At 66.8% G+C, this 8410-nt stretch carries 9 protein-coding genes and 2 pseudogenes; 4 read left to right on the top strand and 7 right to left on the bottom strand.

Annotation, left to right across the window (positions count from 1 at the left end; translation table 11 throughout):
- Positions 1 to 70: pseudogene (locus BMG07_RS44505) on the top strand (superoxide dismutase [Fe]); the annotation flags it as partial.
- Between the two features lie 25 nt (positions 71 to 95).
- Here the strand turns inward: BMG07_RS44505 and BMG07_RS38265 are convergent.
- A complete protein-coding gene (locus BMG07_RS38265) occupies positions 96 to 473 on the bottom strand; it encodes a VOC family protein (RefSeq protein ID WP_198088854.1) in 378 nt (125 codons plus the stop codon).
- Between the two features lie 210 nt (positions 474 to 683).
- Here BMG07_RS38265 and BMG07_RS38260 point away from each other — a divergent pair, with 210 nt between their 5' ends.
- The gene (locus BMG07_RS38260; protein WP_198088853.1) at positions 684 to 1664 is read left to right on the top strand and encodes a tripartite tricarboxylate transporter substrate binding protein; all 981 of its coding nucleotides are present in this window, start codon (positions 684 to 686) and stop codon (positions 1662 to 1664) included.
- A gap of 40 nt (positions 1665 to 1704) precedes the next feature.
- Here BMG07_RS38260 and BMG07_RS38255 read toward each other — a convergent pair whose 3' ends face one another.
- The 6 genes from BMG07_RS38255 to BMG07_RS38230 form a co-directional block, all read right to left on the bottom strand.
- Complete coding sequence (locus BMG07_RS38255; RefSeq protein WP_198088852.1) at positions 1705 to 2133, bottom strand: hypothetical protein; 429 nt, start codon at positions 2131 to 2133, stop codon at positions 1705 to 1707.
- On the bottom strand, positions 2121 to 2816 hold the full coding sequence (locus BMG07_RS38250; RefSeq protein ID WP_198088851.1) for a LysM domain-containing protein: 696 nt from the start codon (positions 2814 to 2816) through the stop codon (positions 2121 to 2123). The genes BMG07_RS38255 and BMG07_RS38250 overlap by 13 nt, the downstream gene beginning before the upstream one ends.
- A gap of 239 nt (positions 2817 to 3055) precedes the next feature.
- Positions 3056 to 3313: a hypothetical protein gene (locus BMG07_RS38245; protein ID WP_198088850.1), complete on the bottom strand. Its 258-nt coding sequence runs from the start codon at positions 3311 to 3313 to the stop codon at positions 3056 to 3058.
- Positions 3314 to 3344: 31 nt separating this feature from the next.
- Positions 3345 to 4112 (bottom strand): SDR family NAD(P)-dependent oxidoreductase, encoded by a 768-nt coding sequence (locus BMG07_RS38240; protein WP_198088849.1) that lies wholly within the window; start codon positions 4110 to 4112, stop codon positions 3345 to 3347.
- 63 nt (positions 4113 to 4175) lie between these two features.
- Positions 4176 to 4646: a hypothetical protein gene (locus tag BMG07_RS38235; RefSeq protein ID WP_198088848.1), complete on the bottom strand. Its 471-nt coding sequence runs from the start codon at positions 4644 to 4646 to the stop codon at positions 4176 to 4178.
- On the bottom strand, positions 4643 to 5440 hold the full coding sequence (locus BMG07_RS38230) for a Crp/Fnr family transcriptional regulator (protein WP_198088847.1): 798 nt from the start codon (positions 5438 to 5440) through the stop codon (positions 4643 to 4645). Before BMG07_RS38230 ends, BMG07_RS38235 begins: the two co-directional genes overlap by 4 nt.
- 84 nt (positions 5441 to 5524) lie before the next feature.
- Here BMG07_RS38230 and BMG07_RS38225 point away from each other — a divergent pair.
- Both BMG07_RS38225 and BMG07_RS38220 read left to right on the top strand, forming a co-directional pair.
- A pseudogene (locus BMG07_RS38225) lies at positions 5525 to 7479 on the top strand (long-chain fatty acid--CoA ligase).
- Positions 7476 to 8309 (top strand): ABC transporter ATP-binding protein, encoded by an 834-nt coding sequence (locus BMG07_RS38220; protein WP_269759818.1) that lies wholly within the window; start codon positions 7476 to 7478, stop codon positions 8307 to 8309. The pseudogene BMG07_RS38225 and the gene BMG07_RS38220 overlap by 4 nt, the downstream one beginning before the upstream one ends.
- Positions 8310 to 8410: the final 101 nt, after the last annotated feature.

Below are 8410 nucleotides of genomic sequence, written 5' to 3'. Positions count from 1 at the left end.
CCCGAAGTTCGTCGAGACCTTCCTGGCCAAGCTGGCCAACTGGGACTTCGCCGCCAAGAACTTCGGCTGATGACGGCCCGGGGGCGGCAACGCCCTCAGCCGTTGATCAGGTTCAGGATGTTCCCGTCGGGGTCCTTGAACCACGCGACCTTCATGCCGCCCATGACATGGAGGTCGCCTTCGAGCTTCGTGTCCGGCATGTCGTAGTGCTCGAAGCGCACGCCCCTGGCCCCGAGCGCGGCCACCAGGCGCCCGATGTCTTCGCCCACCTGCCAGGTCACGGCCGTGGCCTGGTTGGTGCCCGCGAACGACGAGCGGTACACGTTGATGCGTGTGTTGCCGCTGCGGTAGACGATCACTTCATCGCCCTCGGCGTCGACCTGCGCAAGGCCCAGCGTGTCTTCGTAGAAGCGGCGGGCCACGGCGAGGTCTTTGACCGCGAGGTTGGCCACGGCGTCGATGTTTCCGAGCATGGGTGTCTCCTGTTGTCGAATGGACAAGAATACTCAACCACCTGGTGCAGTATTCGCTCCGCACCGGCCCCTGTCAAGCCACCGCGAGCCGATACGGGCCCCATCGCGAATCGCGAAAACCCCCGCGCACCGCTTCCGGCACACTGCACCTGCGGTGCAGCGAAGACACTCGGCTGCAACCCCGATTCGCCCCCACACAAAGAGACAACCATGATCCGCAGACACCTCGGCACGCTGGCCATCGCGCTCGCACTTCCGCTGGCCTTCACGGCCCCCCTCGCCCACGCACAGGCCTACCCGGCCAAGCCCATCCGCATGATCGTGCCGTTCCCGCCCGGCGGCGGCACCGACATCCTGGCGCGCCTGGTCGCGCAGAAGCTCACCGAAACCAACCACTGGACCGTGGTGCCCGACAACCGCGCGGGCGCCGGCGGCACCATCGGCATCGCCGAGGCCGCGCGCGCCGCGCCCACGGGCTACGACATCGTGATGGGCCAGAAGGACAACATGGTCGTCGCGCCCTGGCTCTACAAGAACCTGAGCTACAACCCGGTGAAGGACCTGACGGCCGTGGCCCACGTGGCCTACACGCCGGTGGTGATCGTCACGCAGGCCAACTCCAAGTTCAAGTCGCTCGACGACGTGGTGAAGGCCGCGCGCGCCGCGCCCGACACCATCACGTATGGCTCGCCCGGCAACGGCACCACCATCCACCTGGCCGGCGAGATCTTCAACAGCGCCGCCAAGATCAAGATGCGCCACGTGCCCTACAAAGGCTCCAACGCGGCCATGATGGACGTGCTGGCGGGCAACGTCGACCTGATGGTGTCGTCGGTGCCCTCGGCCATGGCACAGATCAAGGCCGGCAAGCTGCGCCCGCTGGCCGTGACCTCGGCCAAGCGCAGCACCTCGCTGCCCGACACGCCCACCGTGGCCGAGCTCGGCTACAAGGACTTCGACGTGTCGACCTGGTATGGCCTGTTCGTGCCGGCCAACACGCCCAAGGACGTGGTGACGCTGCTGAACGCCGAGGTCAACAAGCTGCTGGCCACGCCGGAAATGAAGGCCGCCATCATTGCCCAAGGCGCGGAGCCGCAGGGCATGACGCCGGAGCAGTTCGGCGCGCTGCTGAAGACGGACTACGAGAAGTGGAAGGGGATCGTGCAGGCCTCGGGGGCGACGATCGAGTAAGGAAGCGAAGCCCGGAGGCGATGCCTCCGGGGGTCAGGGTCTAGCGCTCGATCACGGGACAGGACAAGGTCATCCGTTCGGGCAACGCCGAATTCTCCCAATCGGGCAATGCCCGTTTGTCGAACGCTTCGACGGAAGGGTAGCCATTGGCGTTCCAGCCGTACCGGCTGACCTTCTCCACCTCGATGACCTCGTACCTGCAATGTCTGCCGCGAGTCTCGAGGCGAATGGCAAGCCGCTTCTTTTCTCTGGCGAGGTCTTTCTCGAGCACCTCGTAGCGAGAGGGCCTGCAGACGCTGAAGGGCGTGTTCCATTCCGCGGTCCTGGCGCGGATGTAGAGGTTGCCGCTGCACGCCCTGCCTGTACCTTCGAAGACCCTGGTGAATGCACCATTGGCTGCGACGGTCGGAGCGAAGCCTGTGCCGCAAACGGCGGCGAGCAGAAGCCAGCCCGCCTTCAGCGCGCGCATGCCGCTTCCGCGCGCGCACCGAGCACGCGCGCCGCGTGCTGGAGCTTGCTTGCATACCGCGAGTCGCCGCTGTTGTAGCGCTGGGCGATGCTGCCCGCAGAGAGCGGATTCCACCCCGTGATGACGCGCTGGATGGAGGCCTTCTGGTACTTCAGCACGTCGCCCGCGTGCACGACGCCGACGGAAGGATTGAGCTTTTTCATCACCTCCAGCGTGCTGCCCTGCGCCTTCGCGATCCTGTCCAGGCTGTCGCCGGGCGCAGCGGTGATCTCGAGGACACGGGCATCGGGACCCGGAACGCTCTTGAAGGCGAAGTTCGCCATGCGCATCAGCAGGTAGCCGATGCCAGCGCGAATGTTCTGTGCCGGTTGCTGCCTCGCGCTTTCGATCGACAGGTAGGGCCGCATGGAAGGCGGAACCACGAGGTCCCCGCCTTCGTTGCCCAGCAGCAGCGATTGCAGCCCCGGGTCGCCCTCGTTGCCGATCTGCATGGGCCGTGTGCGCCACTTCGGGTTTTTCGCGCCCGTTTCCACCCAGAGCATGGCCTTGACGACTTTCCAGTCCAAGGGCACAAAGCCCGGGGACGAGGCCAGATGGCGGTTGTATTCGCCGACCGCCGCACGCAGCTCGCAGTCATAGGCATCCCAGGCGTCGTCCGCCTTGTCGATGCCGTCTTCCCACATGTCCTCGGCGGCGCGTGGCGGCGGCTCGTGCGGCCGAGGCGCCTTTGGTTTTTCCGCCGGATGGTGATTCGCCGTCCGCCTTGCGGCTGCAGTCGCAGTGGTCATGTCACTCCCTGAATATGGTTCTTTTCTTCGAGGCGCCGCCGGAGTGCGGCACCTCGAATCAAAGACTATCCCGGTCGTGCTTTGCCAGGGGTCACTTCAGCCGTGGCCGCGGCGAACAAACCGCGCGACTTCGATCAATCCGGCACGAACTTCGCGTTGAAGATCGCCACATCCGCTTCCAGCTCGAACGTCGCCACCTGCCCCATCTTCCCGTCGCTCATCCGGCAGGCAGAGAACAGGCTGTAGCGGCCCTTGAAATAGAACTCGTCCATCACGATCAGCGCGTACGGGTACGGCACGAAGACCTGGTGCTCGAAGACGATGCGGTGCACGTTCCTCGGCGACGGGAAGAGCTTGTATTCGAGGGTGTCGATCGACTTGGCGGTGGCCATGGTGTGCGTCCCGGTTCTGCGTTGGAAAAAATCAGGCGGGGTCGCGCACGTCGGCCACGGGCTTGGCGCCGAAGTCTTCGCGCGCCAGGTAGGCCAGCACCTTGGCGGCCGCCGAGGCGGGGCTGTCGAGCATGCCTTCGTTCTTCATCTTCTCGAAGCGCGTGCGGTCGGGGAATTTCTCGGCCGAGGCGCCGCGCAGCTGCACCTGCATGTCGGTGTCGATGATGCCGGGCGCCAGCGAGACGATGCGCGCGCCGTTCGTTGCGTTCGCCTCTTCGAGCGCCACGGCGCGCGAGAAGTGGTCCATGCCGGCCTTGGACGCGCAGTAAGGCGCCTGGCTGCCCATGGCGTTGCGGCCCAGGCCCGACGAGATGTTCAGCACCTTGCGCGCGCCGCGCCATTCGCGCGTGGCGCCCAGGAACGCAGCGGTCAGCAGCATCGGCGCTTCCAGGCCGATGCGCAGCGCCAGCGACAGCTCGGCTTCCACGGCGTGCGACAGCGGCGCGGGGTTGCCGACGGTGCCGGCGTTGTTGATGAGCGTGACGCTGTCGAAGCGCTGCGCGTCGACGGTCTTCAGCCACGCCGACAGGCGCGCGGCGGCGGCCACCGGGTCGGACAGGTCCTGCTCCCATTGCACGAGTTCGGCGCCCGCCGTTGCCTTGGCCACTTCGGCCAGCTCGGGCGATTGCTTGCGCGAAATGCCGAGCACCACGTGGCCGGCCTTCAGCAGTTGTTCGGCCATGGCCTGGCCCAGGCCGCGCGAGGCGCCGGTGATGAGGGTGAGGTGGGAAGCGGTCATCTTGAGAAAAGTCTTTCTGGAAAGAAGGCGGGAAGGTTAAGGGGTATTGAAAAGCCTCGCGGCTCAACTGGTGCGGAACTGCTTGCGCAGGAAGTTGCGATGGCGCGCGATGTGTTGCAGTTGCGCCGGCGCGACGGTGCCGTCCAGGTCGACTTCGTCCGCGCCGTTGAGCACCGCGTTGGCATTGGCCATGGCGCGCGCGACGACTTCTTCCTCGCTCACGCCGAGCTGCGCCGCCAGGTCGAGCGCCACGCGGCGCATGGCGCGCTGCGACAGCATCCACATCGCGCCGAAGCGGTCCCACGCGAGCGCGGCTTCGTCGGCTTTCTCGCGGTCGGCCAGGATCTCGCTGAGCGGCTTGGCCAGCACGGCGTCCAGCGCCTCGATCTTGTCGGCCAGCTCCTCGTTGCGCGCCAGGGCTTCCTCGAGCGTGGGCCCGGTCTTCTCGGCGTTCTTCAGCGGCTCGGGCGGCGGCGGTGCAAAAGCCGTCTGCGCATTCGCGGGCACGATCTGTATCTGGTCTTTGAGCGTCATGGGGTTTCCGTTTCCGCGGCGGGTTGGGTGCTGCTGCCGTTGTTGCTGTTTTTCTTGTTCGACATCGCCGTCGCGCGCAGGCCCGGCAGGTCGAGCACGCGCAGGCCGCCGTACTCCACCCGGATCAACTCCTGCGCCGACAGGCCGTTGAGCGCCTCGTTCACGCGCTGGCGCGACAGGCCGACCAGGTAGGCCAGCTCCTGCTGCGTGATGCGCAGCACCTCGCCCACGCCCGGGTACAGCACCGGGTTGAACAGCGACACCAGGTTGCGCGCCACGCGCGCGTCGGGGTTGTTGAGGCGGTCGATCTCCAGCGCCGCGATGAACTGCCCGAGCCGTTCGTTGAGCTGGTTCATCACGAAGCGGTTGAAGCCGATGGAGTGGTCCAGCAGCCAGTGGAAGCTCTCGGTCGGCAGGCCCGCGATGAGGCTGCGGCGTAGCGCCTGGATGTTGTAGCGGTAGGGCTCGCGCTTCATCACCGTGCCTTCGCCGAACCAGCCGCCGGGCGGCACGCCGGTGTAGGTGACGGAGCCGCCGTCGGCGTTGTCGTTGCTCATCTTCAGCAGCCCCTCGACCACGCCGAACCAGTAGGTCGGCGAGCGGCCCACGCGGCACACCAGGTCGCCGGGCTCGGCCTCGCCGACCACCAGCGAGGCCTCGGCGCGGCGACGCTCGGCGGGCGTGAGCGTGGGCAGCCAGGGAATGCCGTCGAGCTCCGCGGCGTTGGCGGGACGCACGCGGTCCTTGATCGAACCGCCGAGCACGTTGTTGTGGTTGAGGTTGCCGTGAGGCATCGGGAAACTCCGGGGAGTAGTGTCCCTAGGATTGTCGTTGGAACGACAACCGGGCGTCAAAGTGAGACCTACGATCCGCCCACTGTGCAAACAACCGCCCCCACCTTCCCCCGTCTGCTGCTCGCGCATGCCGAGGCTCGTCCCGAGTCGCCCGCCGTTCGCGAGAAAGACCTCGGCATCTGGCAAACCTGGTCGTGGAACGCCGTGGCGCAGGAAGTGCGCGAAATGGCCTGCGGCCTGGCGAGCCTCGGCTTCAAGGCCTTCGACAACCTGGCCATCGTCGGCGCCAACCGGCCGCACCTGTACATGGCCGTGATCGCCGCGCAAAGCCTGCGCGGCGTGCCGGTGCCGCTGTACCAGGACGCGGTGGCCGGCGAGATGGTCTTCATGCTGCAGGACGCCGGCATCGAGTTCGTGATCGTCGAAGACCAGGAGCAGGTCGACAAGCTGCTGGAGTGCCGCGAGATCCAGAAAGAGCACTACCCGGTCATCCGCCACATCATCTACGACGACCCCAAGGGCCTGCGCCACTACGACCAGCCCGGGCTCATGAGCTACGAGCAGCTGCGCGCGCTGGGCCGCGAGTTCGACAAGGCCAACCCCGGCTACTACGACCGCGCCGTGGCGAGCGGCGAAGCCACCGACGTGGGCGTGATCCTCTACACCTCGGGCACCACCGGCCGCCCCAAGGGCGTGTGCCAGACGCATGCCAGCTTCATCGCGGCGGGCCGCGGCGGCGTGGAGACCGACAAGCTCGGCCCCGGCGACAACATCATGAGCTACCTGCCGATGGCGTGGGTGGGCGACCACCTGTTCTCGGTGGCGCAGTGGCTGGTGGGCGGCTTCACGCTCAACTGCCCCGAGTCGAGCGAGACGGTGATGAACGACATGCGCGAGATCGGCCCGAGCTACTACTTCGGCCCGCCGCGCACCTTCGAGGCCTGCTCACGGCCGTGTCGATCCGCATGGAAGACGCGGCCGCGCCCAAGCGCTGGCTCTATGCAAAATTCATGGCGCTGGCGCAGCGCGTGGGCGCCGACATCCTGAACGGCGCGCCGGTGGGCACGCTCGACCGCCTGATGTACGGCCTGGGCAACCTGCTGATCTACGGTCCGCTGCGCAACGTGCTGGGCATGAGCCGCATCCGCGTGGCCTACACGGCGGGCGCGGCCATCGGGCCCGACCTGTTCCGCTTCTACCGCTCCATCGGCGTCAACCTCAAGCAGTTCTACGGCCAGACCGAGACCTGCGCCTACGTGTGCCTGCAGCAGGACGGCAAGGTCAAGCTGCAGACCGTGGGCACGGCCGCGCCGGGCATCGAGCTGAAGATCGCCGAAGACGGCGAGGTGCTGGTGCGCGGCGTGTCGGTGCTCAAGGAGTACTACAAGCGCCCCGACGCCACCGCCGAAGTGCTCGACGCCAACGGCTACTTCCACACCGGCGACGCGGGCGTGCTCGACAGCGAAGGGCACCTGCGCATCATCGACCGCGCCAAGGACGTGGGCCGGCTCGTGGGCGGCGCGATCTTTGCGCCCAACTACATCGAGAACAAGCTCAAGTTCTTTCCGCAGATCAAGGAAGCCGTGTGCTTCGGCAACGGCCGTGGCGAGGTGTGCGCGGCCATCAACATCGACTTCGAGGCGGTGGGCAACTGGGCCGAGCGGCGCGGGCTGGCCTACGGCGGCTATGTCGACCTGGCCGGCAAGCCCGACGTGCTGGCGCTGGTGGCCGAGTGCATCGCCAAGGTCAACGCCGACCTCGCGGCCGAGGACGGCATGGGCGAGACGCAGATCGCGCGCTTCCTGGTGCTGCACAAGGAGCTGGACCCCGACGACGACGAACTGACCCGCACGCGCAAGGTGCGCCGCGGCTTCATCGCCGAGAAATACGCGGTGCTGCTCGATGCGCTCTACGGCGGCAAGGCCGAGCAGTTCATCGAGACCCAGGTCAAGTTCGAGGACGGACGCACGGGCTCGGTCAGCGCCACGCTGAAGATCGTCGAGGCCAGACGCTTCCCGTTGATCAAGGCGGCCGCATGAACGCGCACAACCTCACCGAGACCTCCATGCTGGCAACAACGACCCGGGGCGGCCGCAAAGACGGCGACGTCATCCTCGACGTGCAGAACATCAGCCTGAGCTTCGGCGGCGTGAAGGCGCTGACGGACATCAGCTTCAACGTGCGCGAGCACGAGGTGCGCGCCATCATCGGGCCGAACGGCGCGGGCAAGAGCTCGATGCTGAACTGCATCAACGGCGTGTACTGGCCGCAGCAGGGCTCCATCACTTTCCGCGGCCAGACCTTCAAGCACATGAACTCGCGCCAGGTGGCCGAGATGGGCGTGGCGCGCACCTTCCAGAACCTGGCGCTGTTCAAGGGCATGAGCGTGCTCGACAACATCATGACCGGGCGCAACCTCAAGATGAAGAGCGGCCTGCTCGCCCAGGCCCTGCGCTGGGGCCCGGCCGAGCGCGAAGAGCTGCAGCACCGCGAGTTCGTCGAGCACATCATCGACTTCCTGGAGATCCAGGCGCACCGCAAGACGCCCGTGGGCCGCCTGCCCTACGGCCTGCAAAAGCGCGTCGACCTGGGCCGCGCGCTGGCCATGGAGCCGCAGGTGCTGCTGCTCGACGAGCCCATGGCCGGCATGAACGTGGAAGAAAAGCAGGACATGAGCCGCTTCATCCTCGACGTGAACGACGAGTTCGGCGCAACCATCGTGCTGATCGAGCACGACATGGGCGTGGTGATGGACATCTCCGACCGCGTGGTGGTGCTGGACTACGGCAAGAAGATCGGCGACGGCACGCCGGACGAAGTGCGGAACAACGAAGACGTGATCCGGGCGTACCTGGGTGTGGAGCACTGACGCCATGCCCCACCTCGCCCCGAAGCACCGGTATTGCTCCTTCCCCTCCCGGGGGAAGGCTGGGATGGGGGCACGACGGCCCTCGCAAGACAGCAGCGCGA

This window comes from Variovorax sp. E3, from assembly GCF_016082275.1.
Classification (GTDB): Bacteria; Pseudomonadota; Gammaproteobacteria; order Burkholderiales; family Burkholderiaceae_C; genus Variovorax.
This window is presented reverse-complemented; position numbering and strand designations above follow the sequence as displayed.

Bases quoted from the DNA above. Each gene is read 5' to 3' on its own strand.
- BMG07_RS38265 (WP_198088854.1), bottom strand. From the start codon at position 473: ATGCTCGGAAACATCGACGCCGTGGCCAACCTCGCGGTCAAAGACCTC.
- BMG07_RS38260 (WP_198088853.1), top strand. From the start codon at position 684: ATGATCCGCAGACACCTCGGCACGCTGGCCATCGCGCTCGCACTTCCG.
- BMG07_RS38255 (WP_198088852.1), bottom strand. From the start codon at position 2,133: ATGCGCGCGCTGAAGGCGGGCTGGCTTCTGCTCGCCGCCGTTTGCGGC.
- BMG07_RS38250 (WP_198088851.1), bottom strand. From the start codon at position 2,816: ATGTGGGAAGACGGCATCGACAAGGCGGACGACGCCTGGGATGCCTAT.
- BMG07_RS38245 (WP_198088850.1), bottom strand. From the start codon at position 3,313: ATGGCCACCGCCAAGTCGATCGACACCCTCGAATACAAGCTCTTCCCG.
- BMG07_RS38240 (WP_198088849.1), bottom strand. From the start codon at position 4,112: ATGACCGCTTCCCACCTCACCCTCATCACCGGCGCCTCGCGCGGCCTG.
- BMG07_RS38235 (WP_198088848.1), bottom strand. From the start codon at position 4,646: ATGACGCTCAAAGACCAGATACAGATCGTGCCCGCGAATGCGCAGACG.
- BMG07_RS38230 (WP_198088847.1), bottom strand. From the start codon at position 5,440: ATGCCTCACGGCAACCTCAACCACAACAACGTGCTCGGCGGTTCGATC.
- BMG07_RS38220 (WP_269759818.1), top strand. From the start codon at position 7,476: ATGAACGCGCACAACCTCACCGAGACCTCCATGCTGGCAACAACGACC.